The 1527-nt window shown below is 69.7% G+C and carries 1 protein-coding gene; it reads right to left on the bottom strand.

Annotation, left to right across the window (positions count from 1 at the left end; all coding sequences use genetic code 11):
- Window positions 1-1527, bottom strand: a 1527-nt coding sequence (locus LI94_RS21145; RefSeq protein WP_239651296.1) for an ATP-binding protein, incomplete at both ends; no start/stop codon positions are given.

Here is a 1527-nt window from a genome sequence, read left to right as displayed (position 1 = left end):
AGATGTGTATAAGAGACAGCTTCATACCCGTGCGGTGCGGGTTGCGGCTGCTCGGCGGGAGCGAGATAGGGCTGGGCGGGCGGCGCGAGTGCCGGCGACAGCTGCTCGAGGGGCCTGACGGTCAGCAGGTGCGGCGGCAGATACACCTCGGCGGTGATGCCGCGAGATCCCTGCGAGGCCGGGAACAGCCGGACCTCGATATCGTGGCGAGCCGCCAGCCGGGAGATCACGAACAGACCCATGTGGCGGGCGTTCTCCGGGCTGAACTCGCCGCCGGCCGCCAGCCGCATGTTGGCCATCCGCAGGTCGGCGTCGGTCATCCCCAACCCGACGTCGACGACCTCGACCACTACCCCGCCGTCGTTCTCGAGACCAGCGACCACCCGGACCGGCTCGGTCGGCGCCGAATAGCGCAGCGCGTTGTCGATCAGTTCCGCGAGCAGGTGGATGCAGTCCGCGGCGGCAGCGCCGATCACGGTGGTGTCGGGCACCAGCACCGTCTGCACCCGGTCGTAGCCCTCCACCTCCGAGGTGGCCGCGCTGATCAGGGTCGCCAGCGGAACCGGCCGGCCCCGCTCATGCGGCACCCGCGCACCGGCCAGCACCAGCAGGTTCGCGCCGTTGCGCCGCATCCGGGCGGCCAGATGGTCCAGCCGGAACAGGCTTTCGAGTCGGTCCGGGTCGTCCTCATCGCGCTCCAGCCGGTCGATCAGCGCCAACTGCTGATCGACCAGGGACCGGTTGCGCCGCGACATCGTCTCGAACATCTCGTTGACCAGGCGCCGGAGCCGGGCCTCATCACCGGCAAGCAGGAGCGCCTGCGCGTGCAGCTCGTCGACGGCGTGGGCGACCTGCCCCACTTCCTCGGTGGTGTACACCGGCAGCGGGTCGGGGTCGCGATCCGAACCGGGCGCGCCGGCGCGCAACCGGGCGATCTCCTGTTCGAGGTCGACGTGAGCGACCCGCAAGGCGCTGTCGCGCAGGGTCCGCAGTGGGCGCACCAACGAGCGCGCCACCAGCCACACCGCCAGCAGCGTGGTCGCGATCGCGGCCAGCACCAGCACGATGTCGCGCAGGGCGGCGGCCCGCCGGTCCGCGGCCCGGTCTTCCACCGCCGCAGTGACGGCCCCGGTGTTCTCGCTGATGAGGTGGGCGGCGATCTGATCAGTGGTACGGATGGAGTCGCGCAGCACCGGGTTGTTGGGCAGCACCTGCTCGGGGTCGGACATGATCGACATCCGGATCACCAGCTGCTGTTGCAGCGATTTGGCGTCCGGGGAGTCCACCCCGAGTACCTCGGTCATCCCGAACAGCGTCGACGGCTCGGTACCGGCCAAGGTCATCATCGAGGTGCGCAGCTCCGGATCGGGAAGCTCGCCACCCCGATTCACCAGCAGTTCCTGCATCATCATCTGGCCCCGCGCGCCGACGGCACGGCTCAGGCCCTCGGTCTGCGCCCGGATCCGCTCGCTGTCCACCCGCACCGACCCGTTGATCTGTCTCTTATACACATCTGACGCTGCCGAC

This window comes from Mycobacterium sp. UM_Kg27 (genome assembly GCF_000972905.1).
Classification (GTDB): Bacteria; Actinomycetota; Actinomycetes; order Mycobacteriales; family Mycobacteriaceae; genus Mycobacterium.
This window is presented reverse-complemented; position numbering and strand designations above follow the sequence as displayed.